A 20,201-nucleotide genomic window follows, 5' to 3' on the forward strand; every position below is an offset into this window, starting at 1 on the left:
CCATGAAATCCGAGACGCTAAATGTCCAGCAAATCTTTCAGGATCGCCGCCAATACTGCGTTCCCTTCTACCAACGTGCATACGTATGGACACAACGAAATCAGTGGTCCGCCTTACTGGAGGATATCACCGAAAAAGCACAGGCCCGTTTATCAGGTATAAAACCAACCCCCCATTTCCTTGGTGCAGTGGTACTTGAACCACAAACTAAGAGCGGTTTGCTGGGTGTTGATACCCTGCATATCATTGATGGTCAGCAACGATTAACTACCCTTCAATACATTCTTGCGTCTATCCGACTGGCTCTTCGTGCAATTGATCTTTCCGATTTAGAAATGCTTGTATTGCCGTGTCTGAAAAATACAAACGAAGCAACAATGCGAAATAAAGAGGTTGAACGCTTTAAGTTATGGCCGACATTTCGTGATCAATCTCATTTTATTCAAAGCCTTAACGTTGACCATGTTGATGATCTCCGCAAGGTATTCCCTGATAGCTTCACGTTACATGGCACACTGCGTAAGCATTTTAACCATCCTCCTTCACTGGAGGCGTTATGGTTCTTTAGTCATGCCTTTATTAAATGGATTAGCGCGGAAGGTCACTCCTTACAAGAAAATGCTATCGCGCTGATTGAAGCTGTCCTAACAGACCTGAAACTGGTCAGTATATCTCTTGAGGCAGAGGATGACGCTCAAATCATTTTTGAGACATTGAATGGCCGTGGGGCTGAGCTTCATGCGACGGATCTTATCCGTAACTATATTTTTATGCGTGCAGAGCATGATAATGTTGATGCCGCTGCATTGTATGAAAATGATTGGAAACCGTTCGAAAACCCGTACTGGACAGAAAAACAACGCCGTGGTCGCATCAACAAACCTCGTTTAGAGTGGCTAATTCACTCCACGCTACAAGCAGAAAAGCAACGTGAAGTAGACCTGTCTCGCCTTTACAATGAGTATCGTGACTATGTAGGCAAGGAATCGTCATCACGCCGAGCTGATCAGCAGGTCGAACTTCTCAATCGATATGCTTTGCAATATAAAGAACTGATTGGTGGAGTGGGCACAACTCCTATTGCATGCTTTGGTCGTCGCATCGCCGCCTATGACATGACCACGATTTATCCTCTTGCGTTACTCATCTCAGTCGCTAGCATTCCTGATACTGAAAAAGCCGCCATGTACAACGATCTTGTCTCGTTTGTAGTGAGAAGAGCGGTGTGTGGCCTGACTCCAAAGAACTATAACAACGTGTTTATGAATGTTTTGCGTCATTTGGCTAAAACCAGCATTTCCAGTGCTGAGTTGCGCAGCACCCTTAATAGCCTTAATGGTGAAGCCGCACGTTGGCCCACTGACTCAGAGTTTCTTAATGCCTGTACTACTGCACGACTTTACCCAGGCAGGCTCGATGCACAGAAGATTCGCTCAATGCTGACCGAACTTGAGGGAGAACTTCGCCGTCAGGTGAAGACTGAGGAGCCGGTGGTTCCAAATCTCTCCAGTCTCGATATTGATCATCTAATGCCTCAAAACTGGTTTCTGCATTGGCCTCTTGAAGACGGACATACCGTGACAGATTCAGACGCTACTGCGGTGAATCAGATTGTTTTGGCCGGTGCAGAGCTAACACACGAGCAACTGCTTGTCTGGAAGCGGCAACAAGCGATCGCTACACTGGGAAATCTGACCTTGCTTAACCTCAGCGTAAATCGTTCGGTCCAACACTCTGCATTTCTTAAGAAACGGGATGGTCTTATTACCCATACTAGCCTACGCTTGAACATACCATTGATAATTCTGGATAAATGGGATGAGGATAAGATCTTTTCCCGGGGTGAGTTGTTGGGAAATGCTGCAATGAGGGTGTGGTCGAAAGTCGATTAATCATCATTTTCGTCCTACGTAACTCTATGTCGGCTCTTACTGTCAAGAACCGACATTCAACTATGCGAGTTGAATGCCCTCATTTCAGTTGGCAACACTGTTTTAAAGTTGGACTGGATTTAGCTCTTTGCCAGTGAATATTGACGTTTACCCCTCAATCATCGTCGACTGGCCTTATCTCATAGCTACGCACATCATCTAAGAGCCAGAGTTTTACTGAGTAGCTCCCTTAATGTTTTTTCTCAATTAAAAGGTATGGATGGGACCAGTCAGTAACCTCTTCATATGAAACAAACCCATCGTGCTCCAATGCGCAAACACCCTTATGGGTGGCAACATAATCGTACACAGCCTGACTTTCCAGCCCCTGTAACATGTGCGATAACAACTTCCGGCGCATGACATCTGACTTCCAACGTTTACCCTTCTTCAGATCTTTATAAGTAATGTTGAAGGGTTGCCCTACTGCATTGGTAACACATTTACCGTAACGGTTGGTTTTCGCTGTACTTTCGTAATGATCTAGCAGTAAAGCCAGATCTAGCCGTAAAGTTTTCAGAAGGCGTTTCCATCGTTTCAGCACTCGTTTAGCTTCTGCCTTACCTAGCCCACGGTTCAACAGGCGTCGGGTACTGGACTTTAGCGATAATGAAACGAACCCGGCATTGAATACGCTGGAAAACCTGAATTGCTTCACCAGCTCCTCAGCGACACGCAATACTCGGCAGATATATTGAGTTTCCAGCACTTTCAGAGACTCGGCCGAAATGCCAATACTCAACAGCTCATGTCGTAGTATCTCGAGCTGACATCCCTTAATGTCATAATTAGCACCACGTGCCAGACACGCCCACTTCATGCCAGAAGGCAGACTTTGAAAGCCAGTGCCAATCTCAAAGGATCGCCCACCAATGTACGCAGTCTTATACGACTGCCTGTAAGAAACCGTTAACGGTGACTCCTTCACAAGATCCACACCTGTTTCAGCCAGTCGCGACAGGAAGTTGAAAATGAATATTTTGTTCTTCTTGGTGGGATTCTCGTTATAGTAATCCAGCAGTGCCTCCAGATTGATTTCTAGCGGTTCAAGGCTGTTCCATACATCGACTACGCGCTCCCTGAAGGCAACGTTTGGGATATCGCGTTTAGACTGTTTATGTTTAGCATGCTGACCGCGTTCAATGGCAATCCCAATCAGTTCATCTAATGAGTAACTTTTACACTTGGTGAAAATGTCAGTCAGATAATGGTAGCGATCCTTACGGCTAAGGTATGCCTCGCGGTCGTTGCCAAACAACTTACGCAAAAAACGTTGAGAAACAGCGTACTCCCGGCATGAACTTTTAGCATTGGAATACCCGGTTAGTTTAATGATTCCCACACCTGCCAGCGCCTCCATTGCACGCTCATGGGTCGGCCCACTTTTCTTAAATACACCGGGAAGTTTCTCCCTACCCAGCTCAAATGGTACTGGCACAGAATAAGACCATTTATTATTTGCCTTAATCTTTGCTTTTCTCCTGTTTTTACGGCTACAGGTAGCAACACATATAACATGCTGGAGAAACACTGCAATATTACGATAAAATGGACGCTTTAAGCTTGGCGCACCATTATAAGGAACACTGAAAACAACTTTCTTGAAATAATCCAACGTTGAATTTGTCACAAGAATATTGTCGTGCGTAATGTATGGCTTCATAATTCACCTGTATATAAAAATCAAAGCACCATGCTCTGACCCCATTTATTTACAACTGAATTACTCAAAACCTTACGTGAACCCAACAAGGCTCAGATGGTTATTATCAGATGATATATTGGAGGCTGGAGCCTCATGATAGCTGATACTGGATAATGGCTATAGTATGTAATGACACATATACCATAATATAGAGATAGAGTGTATACAGAGCATAATAGACACGTGTATATACCCTGTAGAGGCAAGTAGCGAATAAATATCAGCTTAGCCAGAATGGGATTAGCGGATACGTAAAACTTTACCGGTTATTAAGCGGTGTAACTCTCTCCCGGTAATATTCAACAGCGGTTGTAGCCACATGTTATTTTCTGAATTTAATTTCTTTTGAAACCTCAACTTTGATAAAAAACGCAGCTACTTACCAATGTCAGAATCAGGGAAAGCCATCGCCGATTTTGCCCTACCATTGTACGAGGTGCTGATTTCAGGTTAAACCGTACCTGTAGTTAGCCGGTTAGCCACAGCAAAATCCGACAACGTTGGACGGTTAGCCACAGCAAAATCCGACAACGTTGGACGGTCAAAAGACGGTCATTTCCCAGATTTAATTTTCTCCTGACCTTTTTAGGCTTGCCGTTGAACAACTCACAGATGAGGATGCAGCATCCCTGCCGCAACGCCATGGCGCTTATTTCCCGCGAGATTTAAGCCATTTTTTACGGATGTCAGGTTGCCAATACTGCGGCTGTCCCAAAATACCCAGCTTCTCGACAACCAGTGGAAGTTTATGCCAGATAGCCTCTGCATCAAACAAGTCCACCAGATACCTTTTCATCACCTTATCTACTCGTTTTTTAGCTGCCTCTTTGCTCGGACTAACAGCCCTGCCATTCAACTCACTGGCCGGACGGAACGTTTTACGAGCACGGGGGACAGTCATACGTTTCAACCGTTTGGCAAAGTCTGGATCCAGCTTGCGATCCCTGATTAGCTTACGGTCATAGAATGCCAAACGTGACACCAAATTCTCCATTTGCGACAGGTTACTCAGCATCAGTTTCTGCTTACCTGGAGACAGACGCAGCTCCAGACGTAAAAAACACTCATGCTGGCTTTCATCCAGTGTTAGCTGAGCTGTTGCCCGACGTTCTTCAAGGCTTAACTCAGGGGCGTTCACTTTTTCGTATATCGAAGCTACGACGGTGGTAGCCCCTAGCCGCATACCCTCCTGCTTGCCATAAGGATCATTGAAATCACCATCATGAACTTTGGCAAGACCAATCAGAAAGTCATGCAGCTTCATCCCCATCACATCCAGCGCGTAATGGATGGTCGTGACCCATGAGTTACGCAACCCCTGGTACAGATATTTACCAATACGGCTTTTGCGCCCCAACCAAATGAATAAGTCGCTTATCTGTTCAGCTAGATAGTGTTGGGGGCTTAATTCCATTCGCACGGCACCGCGTTTCTTGTTTGTTGGTCCAAAGTAGATCATCAGTAGAACTGGGTGATGTTTAGACTTGTTTGCTAGACGGATTTCAATTACCCAGCGGTAGAGACTATCGCACTCATCCTTGCCTGCGGGGCGAAACCTGACCTGATAAGTATCGTCTGATTCAAGCTGAAATAAGCGATCTACCATCACCTGATTTTCATGCTTGTCGAACAGGTCAGTTACCCAGGCAATCTTGTCGAAATGTCCATAACATTGCTGTCCTACGTTACTGCATTCCAGTGATACGGCGTATCCCAGTGAATCAACACGTTCTCTATTAAATGTTTTCATCATAATCTTTTCCCGGTGGCCAGTAGCCCACCAACAAGAGGAAGTACCATTGATATTGCTATGCCCTCTATAGGGTTCGTTGGGGGCTATGTGAGGGTTACACATGCGCTTAGACTTGCGCGTTGATACCGCGTGACTGAATCCACTCCAGTACGTCATTGAGTCCCCAGCCCACTGCGCGTCCACCATCGCCGGTCAATTTTTTCCCTGCCTTAAAATCTCCTTTTTCGATAAGCCTATAGAGCGTGGCTGACGAAATTCCGGTTAAATGAAGAACTTCTTTTTTGCGGAGAATACGGTTGGTGTTCATGCTTTTGCTCCTTTGAGCTGTTTCAGGAGCGCTGCTATTTACAACCACAAAAACCGTATTTTTTCGTACAAACCAGACTTTTTTTCGTGATAATCACGAATTAAGGTCGTTTTTGTGTATTGAAGAATCGTGATTATCATGGGATGATTCTATTTCTCGTGATAATCACGATGTTGCTACCCAGGAGAAGTGTTTGCAGTAATCACTTATGCAAAACACCGATTGTGATACCAGTAGACCGTGATAATCATGGAATCAGCTGGGAATATTTAGCTCGTAAGATCCTTGTTCAATTTCAGGAGATGTACTCATGCCAAATGACGATATGATTTCGCAGCAACCAGCGCAGGAGAAAAAAGAAAGGGAAAAGAACCTCGACAAAATGAGGCAGAAAAAAAGAAGGGAATTAGTAGCAAAAAAGTTTGGAAAGATTGTACCCATCCATATGCTGGAAGAGACCAAAGCGCGACTGGAGATGATTGCTAAAAAAACAGCGATAAGTCGTAAGGAACACAATGCCGCAGAGAAACGAAGCTCGGTCATAGCTGAACTGGTTAACCAGTACTACATAGATAATCTCTTGGCTTACGAACATGAAAACTCTGAGTTGGCATACAATACTTATAACAAGATATGGCAGGCTAACTTTCAAGGAAAGCCTGCTGATGTAATAGCCAGACAGCTCAACAAGGCTGGCACCCGCATACCGTATTTTGATGATAAAAGCGGTAAAATAGTTGTTGAATCAGGAAAGTGGAAAAAAGACGATATTGAAACGTTTTCCGACACAGCTCTTGTTATAAAAATAATTGAATCAAATGAGAAAAACACTAAAAGAAACGCTAAGTAGGTTCAATATATTCAGGCCCAATCACCGATAAACGCCATCATTTTACCAGCACCGCAATCGCTGCGATGCTTTGGCTTTCATGCCACCATCACGATAGTCATAGCGCGTCGTGGTGGATATGTCGCTGTGGCCTGCCAGCTGGCGGACGGTGTTGATATCTACGCCCTGCTCCAGTAAACGGGTAATGAAGGTGCGCCGCATATCATGTGGGGTAAAACGGACAATGCCTGACGTTTGTTGCAACTGCTCCAGGATACCCATTAACCCGGTTGTTGTCAGCGGCTGGGTGGTGACCTTACCGTTGCGCTGAATACGGCTGAACAGTGCGTTTTCAGCTTCGTTTGCGCTGACTTTCAGCCATATGCGTATGGCCTTGTCCACCGCATCCGCCACATGAATTTCACGGTATTTTCGCCCCTTCCCCTGACTGACCGTGAGAACACCATTGTCATAGTCCCGGCGCTCAAGTTTAAGCAGTTCACCGGCCCGCAGGCCCGTTCCGCAGAGTGTCAGCACAATAGCGACATCACGGTAGCGCCGTACATGCTGCGGATGCTGTTTAGCGGCCTGAATCAGCGCCTGGATTTCCTGCCTGTCTAACGCCCTTCCCTTACGCTGGATATCGCCGCTCACGCGCTTAACAGACCTGATACGGGCCAGCGTTTCGGCATTCATACAATTGAGATTAAAGGCCGTCTGTGCCACGCCCCGGAGCGCTGACAGCGCCATGTTGACCGACGACACGGCGTAACCGTCATCCAATAATGCCGCACGTACTTTAGCGACGGCGGCGTAGTTGAGTTGTTCCCACGGATAGTCTGCTGCATCAACACCGCGTTTAAGTATGCTGGCGCTACGGTTTAACAGGCTGATGATACCTCTTCGCCCCGAAGGAGCCAGACCGCCAATATACGCATCAAACACGGTTGTTTGCACCATAGGCACGACCTGACATAACGCTGTCCTGCTCATGAACGTAACCCGCAATAACGTACATTAAACCAGGTAACTTTCAGCATCACACCAGTCCCCGTTCAGCCATTGACACCGTTTCAGTTCCCGCCACGATAAAGTGGTCAAGCAACCGGACATCCAGCATTTCCAGCAGCTCCTGAAGCTTTTTGGTCAACTTGATATCGCAACGGCTGGGTTCAGGCTCGCCGCTGGGGTGGTTGTGGACAAGGATGACTGCGGCGGCGTTATGTTTCAGTACGCGTTTGATAACTTCACGGGGGTGAACGCTGACCGAGTTTAACGTACCCCTGAACAGAATTTCCTTGTGCAGCAGCTGATTCTTATTATCGAGCAGGATGATGCCAAACTCTTCATGTTCAAGCGGTGCCAGCTCAACCATCACACACCGCCGTACATCATCAGGGGAACATAGTTGAGCCCCACGCTGGTAGTATCTATTGATAATGTCACGCGCCTGGTCGAGGATACGGGTTTCACGCTGAGTAAACATGGTCACGTCAGAACTCCCGTTCAATGAAGTAAATGGCGTCTGGAAACAGCTGGCGGCGGGTTACGCCAGTACGCAGGGAGAAAGCTTTACGGGGCATGGTGGTTCGCCCGTTACTGTCGAAGAAGCAGAGCGTTTCTTCATCTATTTTGACCAGAAGAGACCAGTGAAACTGGTCGCTGAGCATAATCAAGCGGGAATAGTCAGTGACGTCAAGAAACCGCTGCATTTCCCTGAAAAGTCGCCCGTCTGATAACCCTCGCTTCCCTGCAAAGGGTTTGGTGATTTCAACCGGGAACTGGCGGCTGTAATGTCCTTTCTGCAACACCTGCGCCATCAGCCAGTCTAAACGGTTTTCTTCGATCCCTTCAGTCAGCCATTCATGCAAAGGCCAGCGTTGCTGATAAGTCTGAATAAGCCGGTTCATTAACGGGCGTCGTTTCACCCTGCCGTCAAACAGCCAGCTCAGCATGTTAACCATGCAATAAGCACCGCAAAGACAGTCCAGTTCGCCCTGTTGAGACGCACGTATACCTCTGTTATCAGTCACAGATAATTCCCCATAAAGTAGTGATAGTTAGTGCAGAGGGATTAGCTTTCCCACAGGACGGTAATGGTGTAGACGTTCATGGCGTGATACTGAATAAAGTTGGATTGCCAGAGTTTAAACAGCTCCCTTCCGGCGTTAACAGGCAGGTCACCAACATAAGCAAGAAAGACATATTGCTGACTCCAGCTGATATCAATTTCCTTTTCCAGTTCGGGGTATACAACCCCCATATAACTGAAGTCGGTGATGTAATCAAAATACCATTCGTCATTGCGAGAAATAAGCCGTATTTCGACAGGATGGTAGCCGCCCTTTTTCGCGCTGTAACTCAGGTCTTTAAATAACAGACTGACGGCTGTAATTTTGGCTTTATGCGGCGGTGGATTTCCCACTCCATTTAATATGATATTGATTAATTCCTGATCGACGGGCATAGCTAGCCCTTCCTGACGGATAACGCTCATCGTTTTATTCCGGTAAATATGCATTTGAATTGATGATAAAAACCAATAATTGACCATTGCCCATACTAACTCTTTAGACGATAGACGTCCTCCCATCAGGATGGGATAATAAAATGAAATGCTAAGTTGGCAATCAGTTTGTATCAGCTACTGGACAATATGACACTATCCAGCAATGTTATTTTACCAGGTGCATGCTTTTAATGCAAATAGTTTCACTCAGAAACCAATTTGGTTGTTATTTTATAAACGCATCTAAAAACATAATTAAGCTTTTCCTCTTAGGGTTATCTAGTTTATTCCAGACTTGCTCGAGACGCTGTTTTAATTCAACGTCAAGCCCAGTGGCATAGTTAATCGGGATATCAGAAACATTTAAATCCTCCATACAATCAATAAAGAACCAACTTATTGGAGTTTTTAAAGCAACGGCGATTTTGACTAAGTGAGCAATATTAATCTTATTTGTTCCGCGTTCATAGCGGGAAAGCTGTTGTTGAGAGATATCGATCGTCTCTGCAAGATCGGCAGCAGTTAGCCCTGCTTCTTTACGTCTGGTCTGAATACGCTGCCCTACCAGCTTATCAGCTGAATCTGCCATCAGTTTAACCATCATTTTATCTCCAGAACGTCCATAAAAGGAATTCTGGGGCTTTTTTACTCTTGCATGAACATCACTAATGGACATAAAATTAACCATTAAGTCATTTATAGACAAAAAAATAACTGCTACCGTTCAACTAAGCTTGGTTGGAAGCCCACTCAGTTGAGAAGCAGCACAAAGGTGGACAAAAAGGAGAGCATTGTGGCAACCACCATTACTGAGATAACAGATTGCATTGAGTACTTGTTCAGCTCTCTTTATCGTCGAGAATTTGTCAAAACACTGCGTCTGAACGAATGTAGCGAGCGGGAATTACTGCCTCTGGTACGTTGCTATTTGCTGGGTTGGTTTGCAGATAACGTATCACCAGAAGTAAAAAGCAAACTGCCAGGAACTGTATCCGGGCACGGTTACATCGATTTTGTCATTGATGATGTAGCCGTTGAGTTTGCAGTACGTAAACCAACTGCGGCACGTTCCAATGTCTCCGCAACCGTCAACAGTACAGAAGTAAAGAAATTAATGAAGCACGACGGCAAAGCCTTGCTTGTGCTGTTTGACTTCTCTGACACGCCCTACTCAGAAGAACAGATCGAATCTTTCCGCAACTGGCCCTCTCTTGGTCGAGGGAATCATCGCAAGTCCGCATTCAACGTCGTTTATTTCTTTGTGGAAAAACGCAGACCGCTGGCACTGGGGAAAATCACCAAAAACATCCGTATCACTTAGCAGGGAATTAAATAATGAACAGAAAACTGTTGGCCTTATTGATGGCAGCCATAACGTTACCTGTCGCAGCAGAGCAGTACGTAAAACCCGGAGCGGTTCTAACCCTGAATCCGGGAAAGGACAATGCTGAATTCAACATTAATGCCTCAACGGGGGATGCTTCGGGCGTATGCAATATGGAGGGGACAGCACAGCAAATAGCTGCTGGAGAAAGCCAGAAGCGCCGCTGGGTCTGGAATGACAATACCAGCCAGTGTGTTGCAGTAATTAGTGAGCTGAATAACGGCAAGGCCAGCGTTATGACTCGTGGTTGCGAAGATTACTGTGGTGCTTCCGCGACAGGCACAATGGATGGTCTATTTAATAAGAAGTAAAAAATATCGTTAATTAACGAAGGGACCCTAGATGAAAAGAGCAATACTTCTGGTATTAATAGCTGCTGGTTTGCTGGCTGGTTGCGGCGAGAAAACGCCAAAATGTAGTAGTGACGATGCAAAAAATCTTGTCGTAGATATTGCCAAAAAGACAATCGAGAAGGGCATGACACTGGATAAGGATGTGCTGATTTCTGTTGAAAATGTCAGAACAATAAGCCATCAATCAGAGCTTGACGTTTATCAGTGTGCGGCTGATTTAACGTTCACAAAACCTGATCTGAAAGACTCACTGCCAATCACCTACCGGATTCAGAAAACTGATGAAGGTAGAGGTCAGTTCTATATAAATGTATCGGGCCTATAATCACATGTAGCCTACTCACGCCAGTGATTGGCATGGCGTGAGTCCAACGACATATTAAAAAGTAGAAAAGCATATTTATTATTTATAAAACTCATTACCATCGACCCTTACAAATTCCATACTATCACGATCCAGTTTTGCAATAGAACCATCAATAAAAGAAAAAACATCCTCATTGATAAAATCCTGACTAACCTGCTGAATATCTATATATTTATTGAAAAGGTAGCTATCAGCCACATCATTATGTTCATCCAAAGCCTGACAATCCCCCCACACTATAATATCTTCAACTGTGAAAACAAAAACACCTAATATTTTAGATGGAACGATCACCCATTCATTGTAATTCAATCGAGATATTAAGGAATTATTAATGTCATCCAATGAAATACCCTTTTCTTCTGCTCGGCGAATACCATCTATAACATCGCTACCACAATCGCTTGGAGAAACTGCTTTCAAACCATCACTATTAAAATCAATAATTAAACCAACTGTTCCAATTGCGGAACTCTTGTTGTATGAGTCACCAGGAACAATTAATGAACACGACACCCCACCGTTAGCATTATTACTAATCACTTGTAGAAGATCATTTGGATATAGTTTGACACCAGGGCCGCCCCCTTTAGGGCACCCAGAGAAATGAACTACAAGCCCATTTTTATTATTGAGGTAATCATGAATATCTTTGATATTAGGTTTTAGCATAAAACAATTCACCATTGTTATTTAAACTCGAAAAAAATCATCTCTTAGCAAGCTCTTTTAATAAAGATAGTGTATTTTCGTATTCATTAATTTTCGAGTGACTAATACAGCCAAAACTCGCTAAATAATAAAAACACCCTGTCAACACATTATATCTATCCGTGAAGCTACCTGGATTCTTTTTCGCATGATCAAACATAGCTCTTACTTTTCTTCTGTACGCCCTAGTAGGCTGCACTTTTTTATTAACTACTAAACCAGTTACTATTTGTCGAGAATTAGTTGCAGCAACCCGTGTTTTCCCGTCATTAATATCAAAACCACTCTCATTTAGACACCTAAATATAGTTTCTCTTCCAAGTTCCATAGTCAGCCGATCATTTGAACTGATGGTTATATCATCAGCATATCTTGAATAATTGTAATCAAATAACACACCCTGCTCAGTTAAAAAACAATCCATTTTGTAAAGAATTGAATTACTTAAGATAGGACTACTAGGAGCGCCTTGCGGTAATCTATCATTATATGTGCAGAGTTCAGAAACAATTTTAGCAAGTTTATTTTCAAAACCATTTTCAATTAAAGCAGTAAAGATCATTTTTTTAGTTATAGATCCAAAAAAATCCTTAACATCTATATTCAGAACAAATTTTTTACCGACATGAATTTGTGCATTGTGTCTTATTGACTGACCTTTCTTATATGAAAAACAGAAATCGTGAACAGGTAATTTATTTAATAAAAAATCTGACAACCATCTTTGTATAACCTTCAGAAAGGTTCTGGGTGCATCAATCACCCGCTCCCCACCAGATTTTTTAATAACTGGAAAGGTGCGATAATGCTTCTGCTTATTTTTCACAATCGATGTGATAAGTCTAATTGATATTCCGATCGCTTCGCTTAAATCAACAACACTTCGAAGTTCACCATCGAAATAATTAGCATCAAAAGAATAAAATGTGGGTATCAAAGGGACGCCATCAGCAACTTCGTTCGGACCAATAGAAAATTGCTCAGAGACCAGCGACCAAACAGCAGTTTGGTCGGCGACCAAACTGCTGTTTGGTCGCTGTGCATCTTTAATTTCAACAGCTTTACGTATGAATGACGAAACATCATTCGTTTCCTCATCGAAAATTGCTGATGGCTGTTTAAGACTACCACGATAAGCATTCTTAAGCAAAAACAATCGCATTCTATCCCTTAAATGCCTTAGTCTTTTATTTAACCGATTATTACCTTTCGCGGTAATGCTATATCGCGTTGGCTTTTGGGAAACCCTAGCTATATCATTAAGTTCTATCAATGCTAAAACTTCAATCACAATAGCATCACGAGATGGCATTGCATCTTTATCTTTTAAAACTGATGTCAAAAAATTATAAATATCGCTAATAGTGGCAGGTTGTATAACTGCAATAGCCCAACTCAATATATCTCTGCGAATAGAAAGTGTCATTTTAGTTTCCTTTTACCTCTACCAGAATTATTATAAACACTTCTTTTCCTTACTAAATACGTCACTATTTCCTGTACACCATTGTCTTGCAAATACTTTATATCATACCTCTTTGGTATATTATCATTTGCATATAAAAGGCATCCATCCATGAAATATCTTTCATTAGTATCAGCGATTGAAACTATACAGATATCCAATTCATTTAATTTCATATCCTTATGACTTAACAAAAAAGTAAATAATGACAACTGGCTAAGAGTCTTATTATCTCCGAGAAAGATGATTATTGAACTACAATTTTTATTAACTATAAAATTAGCCTCATCTAAATGCCAGTATGATGAGTCTTCATAGAACTCAGGGGAACTCTCGTAGAGAATAAAACCCTGTTTTATAAGTTCCCCTTTCAATTCCTTATATACATTCAAGATATTTAAATCGCTTTCAGAACATGGACAAAGAAGAATTTTATACTCACGTTCCTCCCCTTCTTTCGCAATTATACCCTCTGCTTCTAATAATATTTCGGTGGGCAGCGTACCATAATGAATATTAGTAATATTATGATTAATTACATCAGCATGTATTTTACCAGCTGTTATACCTCCACTCTGAGAGTCTGATTCAACCGCCACCTCATCTTTTATTGCCATAATTTGGTGAATCCATCAAAAATAAAAACACCAACAGTAATTATAGAAGATATAACCCCAAGAAAAATGATAATTTTATTAGTTGAGCTGTTTTTTTTCATTACTTGAGTTTTATTATTATCAATATTTATATTTTTTGCATTAACCTTACCAGCAGTAATGCCCCCTTGCTGTCTGTTACTTTTTACTTTAGCCATAACTAAAAGGTTCCAGATATAGTAAATATTCTGCCGCGCGGCACCGATGCTGATATGATACAGCAAAGTACCAAACTGTACCAAACCCTATCCACAAGAAAATTACCCCTTTACTTTCAATAAGTTACTCAGTTTTCATTTCCCGATATCAAATTGTAAATAATGTATTTATTATACATATCCGGTGATATGACCCGATATAGTCATTAGATAAATGGTGCAAATAGACCCGTTTTAGCTCCACGCACTTTTCCTTTTCAGCCATCAGCCGGTACTCTTCCGGCGTCAAGTTATACAGGGATTAATGAGGCCGCTCGTTGTTATATTCCATCAGCCAGCGTTCAGTGATTTCCCTTGCTTCATTCAGTGTCCTTAATAGGTAAAAACCCAAGATTTCTGTCCGGTTGTAAGATTGTACGGTTCGACAAACGCAATCTGTGTTGACCTACCTAGCTTAATAAATTCCAGCGGCACACCATGGTCTTTAGCCTATTTCGCCAGCGTCAAAGACACAAGTTCTGGAAGATTATCCATCCGCATCTTCAACGAATATCCATGGTTTACCACTATCCTGCCCAGTACCCTCACGATCCGTTGGGCCAGGATATTCAGGTCGATTTCTATCGCCAGTGCTGCGCGGTCAAAATCGTCCACCACGTTGAAGGTCCGTAAGCGTTTGCCGCACATCACCGGCTCATTCCGTCGCGCATCCGGCTGGTAACGAAATACAGTCCTGCTCAGCGATAAAGTCCTGCATACCTGGCGTATACTCATCGAAAACTGTGCGGTCACGTAGCTGACGTATTCACGCTTTATCGCAAGTTTTAAAGCTTTTTTCAATAACGTCTTCCAGTGCCCGGCACTCGAGGATCTGGTCGGCAAACATATGTTTCAGCCTGCGGTTTTCATATTCTAGGTCTTTAATCTTTTTGATATCAGAGGCTTCCATACCGCTATATTTTGCTTTCCAGTTGTAGTACGAGGCTTCAGAGATACCGGCTTAACAGCAGAGATCCTTGACAGTGCGTCCTGCTTCGACGGACTTCAGAACGGCAATGATCTGGCGTTCGGTGAATCGGGCCTTACGCATGGCGATCTTCTCAGGGGAGATAATTAGTATGTCGAAAGATCTCTAAAAGTGAATGGTTCATTTTCCAGAATACTTACATCACCGCCTTGTAAAATAACCCTCTTGAATAATATTGCCTATACAGGGCATGCTATTTTAATTAAAAAACCATCATGAAAAGATCACTAAAAAACAACAATACTCTAAAAGGAAATTATATAATAAATATCATAATTCTCTATAAAAAAACAATAAGCAATCGGTAAATACCGATTTGACATTTCTCTGCATTAGCATTAAAGTGATAAAAAAGCAATGGAGATATTATGCATGTTTGATTTTGAAGCGCAACATATTAACAACCCTATGTTTAAATTAATAATTTATCTTAATAAGTATGCCCCTGATAAAATAGAAAATCATGATATTCAATTTTATATGAAAAACCTCCCAACTCACTTTAAAAAAACTTTTTTACTCTGTAGTTAATATTGATAAATTGCAAAAAGATTCTGACTTTATAAAAAAAATATGATAAAACCGGTGTAATTGGTTCTAACCTAATCGAATACTGCTATTTTAAAATCAGTACAGTATGGGATATATCATATCAAATTGCTGACATGCTTGTTTTTAAAAATAAAAAAGAAAAAAACATCAATAAATATGACTATCTTGAACAAAGGTTTAAAAAATATGCTGGTGAATTTGATAACCTCCATTTAAAATGGTACAGAGAGATCAATAAAATAAGAAATAAGATAACTCATGGAGGAATAACAATAAACCCATTCTTCATTAATAGCAGCGATGTCGGTAGTCGTTTCTGTTTTCAGGCTTACACACTTAATTTGGATGACATAGTTACGCCAAATTATATGTATACGAACATATATAATAACAATATTAATTTTGCAGATTACTACTTCACCCTGCAAATTAATTTACTATATTCTTATTTAACTGACTTCTTCGATTTTATCTTATTTGAAATGAATGAGGGACACAATCACGATTTGAGCAATTTATTCCTAGGAAACTCATCGTTAGATGTTTTTGAGAATAGCCATAAATATTGGCTTTTATCCGACGTTAATCTATTAAAAAGCATGACTAACGACTTAATCGCCCTCAGTTTATGCAAAGGAAATATAAATAGATTGACAACCATCTCCGATGAGGTAATTAAAAAATATTCTTCTGCGAACCCTTTCAAAAATGCTTAACAATTCATCACCCGCCTTTGAAGCTTGTGAAAATAACTAATTCACTTTAATCAACACTACCTATTCCAAATATAAACTAGGCTTATTTAATTAAAAGCCTAGTTTATTTATTATAATACCATTATTGATCCAATATGAAATACAAATGTGTAATTAAGAAATTAATTTTCATACAGCATGAAATAATATTTCACAACCACAGAGTTACTCTAGAAGAATGTTTAAACTTGGATTTCCACATTCGGATTGTATAAGGTTAGGATCCAGGACCTTTGGTTAAAAGGTCCCTTCACCTATCAGAACTATTACTAAGAATAGAACTGCTGAATCAGCTGAAGCACGGCAGCGATCAGGTTAAGTATGCCGATAATAATTGACATCATAACTAGCTCCTTTTATTAGGAGCATGACTAGCAACGGGGTACCCTTGAATTGCCTATAACCGCTGCATATCCCGCTAGGAACAATTCACCACGCACCAAGATGGGGCATTGCCAGCACCACCTGCTACAACTAGGCGAGATGGACTTCACTTGCTACATCAAACATTTAGTTATGATAAGCAACGATCAGTCATTAGATCAAAAGCTCAATTAGAACTATATGAAATATAAATGCCACCTCTAACCTGCTATGTGCTAGCCACAGTTTAAATATGACATTATCTCGGTTTCCATCGGTGCAATTATGTAGTGAACTCTTATTCCTACCGCTAGAGATGATAATTGTTTATGCTCATTAAGCAAGCTTTTTTGCAAACACAGCTTTCGGTGTGTACAATTTATGGGCTAGGAACAATTCACCACAGCTGTTAACAAGGCTACCAACCGAGTTTTCAGTCGCGCCTTATGGAATTTCAGTACTCATAAGGCGCTTTCTTTAACTAGATTTTCACTATTCTTTCCAAGTAATCCGCCCATACCTGCAACCAACTTCCGGCACTCAGCATCATACTTATACAAATTATAAATCCCTTCAACACCACCACGTGTATGCCCCAATACAGCCTCTGCTACCTCATTTGGACACTGCAAACGAGATAACCCCGTTCGTACTGTACGACGCAGATCGTGCGGCGTCCAATGAGGTATATTAAGCATTTGGCCGCTTTCACGTAAACGCCATGAGTTTTCAGTTAGATACTTCTGCTGGATTGGCTTCTTAGTGGCTTGCGAAGGAAACAGATATTTGTCAGAGGTAAGTCGTAGTTTTTGAGAAAGTCGATTGCCTGCTCGGATAATTGAACGTAGCGCTCTACCCGGTCTTGGTTTCCCGCAGATGAATGGTGCCTTTTTCAAGATCAACATCCTTCCATGCCATATTGCAGACTTCACCGGTACGGCAACCGGTCCAGAGAGTCAGACGTAACACGTTTTTGATCGTTGGCGTGTAAGCCGAACCCGGAAGCCATTTAAGGAATTTTGCAAGCTCGTCCTCACTCAGTACTCGTGTTCCACGTCGATTTGTGAGCTTGATTCTGGTCTGTCGTAAGCTGGATTTTGCTAACAACGCTGGATTCGCAAAACTGTCATCAAAGCGCCCAAGGCCAATTGCAAACTCATATGCGAGTGAAAGTTCCCTTAGAACATTACCGGCGGGTGCGCGGGCTGCGATAAATGCATTAATTAAATCCATCCTGGCGTAATCTCAGCACAGCTTAAAACCCCCCTCTCCTTTCGGCTTTCTGTCCGCTTCATCTCTCAACCACCCAACGTTGCCGCTTTTCGGTTTTTGACTCTCTCTTCTAATAATCGTTTTTTCTCATCTTTCAGTTCAGACGCCGGACAGCGCCCTTCACTTCTGAGCAGTTTGAGTTCTTGCAACTTCATACGGGCCATTGCAAGCGAGGTTTGCGGGAAGCATCCAATTTTTACCTGTGACAGCTTATTGGTCACTGGGCTAGTATAGCGGTAGAAAAAAGGTCTTGATTCCAGAAGCGCCGCAAGTCACACGCAAGCCCCGGTTTTCACCCGTATCGGCTTTGTTTTTGTCCCCAGGCTTCATCATTTCGACCGCTTTGGATGACAAAGGTTTGCCTGCTGGTTTATCCGTCATATAAGATCCATTTTATGGCTAACCACTTGACTTAATTAGGCTAAAATCCAGCCTTTCTTACCAAGTGTAGGTTGTCCGTTTATTGATTACAATTATACCATAACCTACATAACAACCTACACTTTGACCTACACTTACACGCGGGTTTTGGTGATTTTTTATGAGACAACGTGATACTTAATGATAATAACTAAAATCAATTTACTTTAAATTCAATGGAATAAACAAATTATGTCTATGATTGACAATAAGAATTTAGATTCACACACCCCCATGATGCAGCAGTATCTGCGTCTCAAAGCAGAGAACCCGGAGGTTCTGCTGTTCTATCGCATGGGCGACTTCTACGAACTGTTTTATGACGATGCGAAACGCGCATCGCAGCTGATGGACATCTCCCTGACCAAACGCGGTGCTTCTGCCGGTGAGCCGATCCCGATGGCGGGCGTGCCTTATCATGCGGTGGAAGGCTATCTGGCGAAACTGGTGCAGCTCGGTGAATCCGTCGCGATCGCCGAACAGATTGGCGACCCGGCGCTGAGCAAAGGGCCGGTTGAGCGTAAAGTCGTGCGTATTGTCACGCCCGGCACCGTCAGCGATGAAGCGTTGCTGAGCGAGCGCCATGACAACCTGCTGGCGGCTATCTGGCAGGACGGCCGTGGATTTGGGTATGCGACGCTGGATATCAGCTCCGGCCGTTTCCGTGTGGCTCAGCCCGACGATCTGGAAACCATGGCAGCGGAATTGCAGCGTACCAATCCGGCGGAATTGCTGTATCCGGAAAGTTTTGAAGCCATGCAGCTTATCTCTTCCCGTCGCGGATTGCGTCGCCGTCCGATGTGGGAATTTGAGCTGGAAACCGCGAAGCAGCAGCTCAATCTGCAATTTGGTACCCGCGATTTAAGCGGCTTTGGCGTTGAGCAGGCGGCTCAGGCGCTGCGTGCTGCCGGTTGTCTGCTGCAATATGTAAAAGATACCCAGCGCACTGCCCTGCCGCATATCCGTGGTGTCACCATGGAACGCCAGCAGGACGGCATTATTATGGATGCGGCCACCCGCCGTAATCTGGAACTGACGCAAAATCTGGCCGGTGGCGTCGAAAACACGCTGGCCGCGGTGCTTGATCAGGCGGTGACGCCGATGGGCAGCCGTATGCTCAAACGCTGGATCCACATGCCGAGCCGCGATATCAAACTGCTGACGCATCGCCAGCAGGCGATTGGTGCGTTGCAGGATATCACCGCCGATTTACAGCCGGTGCTGCGTCAGGTCGGCGATCTCGAACGTATTCTGGCACGTCTGGCACTGCGCAGCGCACGTCCGCGTGACCTGGCCCGTATGCGTCACGCCATGCAGCAACTGCCGGAAATCCGCGAGATCTTGCAGGGAACCGAAGCCGCTCATGTGAAAACGCTGGTGGAGCAAACCGGTGACTTTACCGAACTGGTGGAACTGCTTGAACGCGCCGTGATCGAAAGCCCGCCAGTTCTGGTGCGTGACGGTGGCGTAATCGCGCCGGGCTACAACGCTGAGCTGGATGAATGGCGTGCGCTGGCAGACGGTGCGACGGATTATCTCGATCGTCTGGAGATCCGCGAACGTGAAAAGCTGGGGCTGGATACGCTGAAAGTCGGTTTCAACGGCGTTCACGGTTATTACATTCAGGTCAGCCGCGGTCAGAGCCATCTGGTGCCGATTCATTACGTCCGTCGCCAGACGCTGA

At 43.4% G+C, this 20,201-nt stretch carries 19 protein-coding genes and 2 pseudogenes; 7 read left to right on the forward strand and 14 right to left on the reverse strand.

Annotation, left to right across the window (positions count from 1 at the left end):
• Positions 1–2: 2 nt before the first annotated feature.
• A complete protein-coding gene (locus CKQ54_RS21865) occupies positions 3–1,892 on the forward strand; it encodes a DUF262 domain-containing protein (RefSeq protein WP_120163753.1) in 1,890 nt (629 codons plus the stop codon).
• A gap of 229 nt (positions 1,893–2,121) precedes the next feature.
• Here the strand turns inward: CKQ54_RS21865 and CKQ54_RS21870 are convergent, their stop codons facing one another.
• From CKQ54_RS21870 to CKQ54_RS21880, 3 genes are all read right to left on the reverse strand, one after another.
• Complete coding sequence (locus CKQ54_RS21870; RefSeq protein WP_120163752.1) at positions 2,122–3,594, reverse strand: hypothetical protein; 1,473 nt, start codon at positions 3,592–3,594, stop codon at positions 2,122–2,124.
• Between the two features lie 691 nt (positions 3,595–4,285).
• Complete coding sequence (locus CKQ54_RS21875; protein WP_120163751.1) at positions 4,286–5,389, reverse strand: hypothetical protein; 1,104 nt, start codon at positions 5,387–5,389, stop codon at positions 4,286–4,288.
• Positions 5,390–5,495: 106 nt separating this feature from the next.
• Entirely contained in the window at positions 5,496–5,696 is a 201-nt protein-coding gene (locus tag CKQ54_RS21880) for a helix-turn-helix transcriptional regulator (protein WP_120163750.1), read from the reverse strand.
• A 310-nt stretch (positions 5,697–6,006) separates the two neighbouring features.
• On the opposite strand from CKQ54_RS21880, the gene CKQ54_RS21885 reads away from it, so the two are divergent.
• The gene (locus CKQ54_RS21885) at positions 6,007–6,546 is read left to right on the forward strand and encodes a hypothetical protein (protein WP_120163749.1); all 540 of its coding nucleotides are present in this window, start codon (positions 6,007–6,009) and stop codon (positions 6,544–6,546) included.
• Between the two features lie 42 nt (positions 6,547–6,588).
• Here CKQ54_RS21885 and CKQ54_RS21890 read toward each other — a convergent pair whose 3' ends face one another.
• From CKQ54_RS21890 to CKQ54_RS21910, 5 genes are all read right to left on the reverse strand, one after another.
• A complete protein-coding gene (locus CKQ54_RS21890) occupies positions 6,589–7,518 on the reverse strand; it encodes a tyrosine-type recombinase/integrase (protein ID WP_120163748.1) in 930 nt (309 codons plus the stop codon).
• Between the two features lie 46 nt (positions 7,519–7,564).
• Positions 7,565–8,017, reverse strand: a complete 453-nt coding sequence (radC, locus tag CKQ54_RS21895; RefSeq protein WP_120163747.1) for a RadC family protein — start codon at positions 8,015–8,017, stop codon at positions 7,565–7,567.
• A gap of 1 nt (position 8,018) precedes the next feature.
• A complete protein-coding gene (locus tag CKQ54_RS21900) occupies positions 8,019–8,480 on the reverse strand; it encodes a hypothetical protein (protein ID WP_120163776.1) in 462 nt (153 codons plus the stop codon).
• Between the two features lie 119 nt (positions 8,481–8,599).
• The gene (locus tag CKQ54_RS21905) at positions 8,600–8,992 is read right to left on the reverse strand and encodes a DUF2787 family protein (RefSeq protein WP_120163746.1); all 393 of its coding nucleotides are present in this window, start codon (positions 8,990–8,992) and stop codon (positions 8,600–8,602) included.
• A gap of 268 nt (positions 8,993–9,260) precedes the next feature.
• Positions 9,261–9,635, reverse strand: a complete 375-nt coding sequence (locus tag CKQ54_RS21910) for a helix-turn-helix domain-containing protein (protein WP_120163775.1) — start codon at positions 9,633–9,635, stop codon at positions 9,261–9,263.
• 192 nt (positions 9,636–9,827) lie between these two features.
• Here CKQ54_RS21910 and CKQ54_RS21915 point away from each other — a divergent pair, with 192 nt between their 5' ends.
• Genes CKQ54_RS21915 through CKQ54_RS21925 form a run of 3 tightly spaced genes read left to right on the forward strand, consistent with a single transcriptional unit; the run spans position 9,828 to position 11,096 of the window.
• The gene (locus tag CKQ54_RS21915) at positions 9,828–10,355 is read left to right on the forward strand and encodes a hypothetical protein (RefSeq protein ID WP_120163745.1); all 528 of its coding nucleotides are present in this window, start codon (positions 9,828–9,830) and stop codon (positions 10,353–10,355) included.
• Positions 10,356–10,369: 14 nt separating this feature from the next.
• On the forward strand, positions 10,370–10,729 hold the full coding sequence (locus tag CKQ54_RS21920; protein ID WP_120163744.1) for an acyl-CoA dehydrogenase: 360 nt from the start codon (positions 10,370–10,372) through the stop codon (positions 10,727–10,729).
• Between the two features lie 31 nt (positions 10,730–10,760).
• A complete protein-coding gene (locus CKQ54_RS21925; RefSeq protein ID WP_120163743.1) occupies positions 10,761–11,096 on the forward strand; it encodes a hypothetical protein in 336 nt (111 codons plus the stop codon).
• A gap of 78 nt (positions 11,097–11,174) precedes the next feature.
• Here the strand turns inward: CKQ54_RS21925 and CKQ54_RS21930 are convergent, their stop codons facing one another.
• From CKQ54_RS21930 to CKQ54_RS21950, 5 genes and pseudogenes are all read right to left on the reverse strand, one after another.
• Positions 11,175–11,810 carry a hypothetical protein gene (locus tag CKQ54_RS21930; protein WP_120163742.1) on the reverse strand — a complete coding sequence of 212 codons (636 nt, stop codon included), beginning with the start codon at positions 11,808–11,810 and terminating at the stop codon, positions 11,175–11,177.
• 37 nt (positions 11,811–11,847) lie between these two features.
• Positions 11,848–13,275 (reverse strand): retron St85 family RNA-directed DNA polymerase, encoded by a 1,428-nt coding sequence (locus tag CKQ54_RS21935; protein ID WP_120163741.1) that lies wholly within the window; start codon positions 13,273–13,275, stop codon positions 11,848–11,850.
• Positions 13,272–13,931: a hypothetical protein gene (locus CKQ54_RS21940; protein ID WP_120163740.1), complete on the reverse strand. Its 660-nt coding sequence runs from the start codon at positions 13,929–13,931 to the stop codon at positions 13,272–13,274. The genes CKQ54_RS21935 and CKQ54_RS21940 overlap by 4 nt, the downstream gene beginning before the upstream one ends.
• The gene (locus tag CKQ54_RS21945; protein WP_131063905.1) at positions 13,922–14,128 is read right to left on the reverse strand and encodes a hypothetical protein; all 207 of its coding nucleotides are present in this window, start codon (positions 14,126–14,128) and stop codon (positions 13,922–13,924) included. Before CKQ54_RS21945 ends, CKQ54_RS21940 begins: the two co-directional genes overlap by 10 nt.
• Positions 14,129–14,432: 304 nt before the next feature.
• Positions 14,433–15,218 (reverse strand): annotated as a pseudogene (locus tag CKQ54_RS21950) (transposase); the annotation flags it as partial.
• A 602-nt stretch (positions 15,219–15,820) separates the two neighbouring features.
• On the opposite strand from CKQ54_RS21950, the gene CKQ54_RS21955 reads away from it, so the two are divergent.
• The gene (locus CKQ54_RS21955) at positions 15,821–16,423 is read left to right on the forward strand and encodes a hypothetical protein (RefSeq protein ID WP_120349698.1); all 603 of its coding nucleotides are present in this window, start codon (positions 15,821–15,823) and stop codon (positions 16,421–16,423) included.
• Positions 16,424–17,306: 883 nt separating this feature from the next.
• Here CKQ54_RS21955 and CKQ54_RS21960 read toward each other — a convergent pair.
• A pseudogene (locus tag CKQ54_RS21960) lies at positions 17,307–18,478 on the reverse strand (tyrosine-type recombinase/integrase).
• Between the two features lie 237 nt (positions 18,479–18,715).
• On the opposite strand from CKQ54_RS21960, the gene mutS reads away from it, so the two are divergent.
• Positions 18,716–20,201: DNA mismatch repair protein MutS (mutS, locus tag CKQ54_RS21965; protein ID WP_120349707.1), on the forward strand; the 1,486-nt coding region annotated here is incomplete at its 3' end.

The sequence above is a fragment of the Rahnella variigena genome, from assembly GCF_003610915.1.
GTDB classification, from domain to species: Bacteria; Pseudomonadota; Gammaproteobacteria; order Enterobacterales; family Enterobacteriaceae; genus Rahnella; species Rahnella variigena.

Excerpts from the sequence above, each read along its gene's own strand:
- CKQ54_RS21865 (WP_120163753.1), top strand. The coding sequence starts at position 3 with ATGAAATCCGAGACGCTAAATGTCCAGCAAATCTTTCAGGATCGCCGC.
- CKQ54_RS21870 (WP_120163752.1), bottom strand. The coding sequence starts at position 3,594 with ATGAAGCCATACATTACGCACGACAATATTCTTGTGACAAATTCAACG.
- CKQ54_RS21875 (WP_120163751.1), bottom strand. The coding sequence starts at position 5,389 with ATGATGAAAACATTTAATAGAGAACGTGTTGATTCACTGGGATACGCC.
- CKQ54_RS21880 (WP_120163750.1), bottom strand. The coding sequence starts at position 5,696 with ATGAACACCAACCGTATTCTCCGCAAAAAAGAAGTTCTTCATTTAACC.
- CKQ54_RS21885 (WP_120163749.1), top strand. The coding sequence starts at position 6,007 with ATGCCAAATGACGATATGATTTCGCAGCAACCAGCGCAGGAGAAAAAA.
- CKQ54_RS21890 (WP_120163748.1), bottom strand. The coding sequence starts at position 7,518 with ATGAGCAGGACAGCGTTATGTCAGGTCGTGCCTATGGTGCAAACAACC.
- CKQ54_RS21900 (WP_120163776.1), bottom strand. The coding sequence starts at position 8,480 with ATGCTGAGCTGGCTGTTTGACGGCAGGGTGAAACGACGCCCGTTAATG.
- CKQ54_RS21905 (WP_120163746.1), bottom strand. The coding sequence starts at position 8,992 with ATGCCCGTCGATCAGGAATTAATCAATATCATATTAAATGGAGTGGGA.
- CKQ54_RS21910 (WP_120163775.1), bottom strand. The coding sequence starts at position 9,635 with ATGGTTAAACTGATGGCAGATTCAGCTGATAAGCTGGTAGGGCAGCGT.
- CKQ54_RS21920 (WP_120163744.1), top strand. The coding sequence starts at position 10,370 with ATGAACAGAAAACTGTTGGCCTTATTGATGGCAGCCATAACGTTACCT.
- CKQ54_RS21925 (WP_120163743.1), top strand. The coding sequence starts at position 10,761 with ATGAAAAGAGCAATACTTCTGGTATTAATAGCTGCTGGTTTGCTGGCT.
- CKQ54_RS21930 (WP_120163742.1), bottom strand. The coding sequence starts at position 11,810 with ATGCTAAAACCTAATATCAAAGATATTCATGATTACCTCAATAATAAA.
- CKQ54_RS21935 (WP_120163741.1), bottom strand. The coding sequence starts at position 13,275 with ATGACACTTTCTATTCGCAGAGATATATTGAGTTGGGCTATTGCAGTT.
- CKQ54_RS21940 (WP_120163740.1), bottom strand. The coding sequence starts at position 13,931 with ATGGCAATAAAAGATGAGGTGGCGGTTGAATCAGACTCTCAGAGTGGA.
- CKQ54_RS21945 (WP_131063905.1), bottom strand. The coding sequence starts at position 14,128 with ATGGCTAAAGTAAAAAGTAACAGACAGCAAGGGGGCATTACTGCTGGT.
- CKQ54_RS21955 (WP_120349698.1), top strand. The coding sequence starts at position 15,821 with ATGCTTGTTTTTAAAAATAAAAAAGAAAAAAACATCAATAAATATGAC.